The following is a 264-nucleotide window of genomic DNA, read 5'->3' on the forward strand; positions in this document are numbered from 1 at the left end:
CGCCGTGGAAACCGAGGAGGTGGTCAGTGACCATGGCCGCCCCGAAGAAGCCCACAGCTGCAGCGAAGCCCCGCGCACGCAAGGCCGCGCCCCCCGCTGAGGAAGTCACCAGCGACGTCGACCAGGCAGCGACGTCCGAAGCACCCGCACGCGCACCTCGCGCAAGCCAGAAGCCGGCAGCGGCGAGCGCGACGCCTCCTGAGTCGGCCGAGGCGGAGACGCCACCGCCGGCGAAGAAGAAGCGGGGGCCCTACAACGTCGTCT

1 pseudogene is annotated in these 264 nt (G+C 71.6%); it reads left to right on the forward strand.

Annotated features, from left to right (window positions below):
- Positions 1–26: 26 nt before the first annotated feature.
- Positions 27–264 (forward strand): annotated as a pseudogene (locus ACZ3HG_RS23960) (hypothetical protein); the annotation flags it as partial.

Source organism: Erwinia sp. PME.40.26/001 (assembly GCF_055556675.1).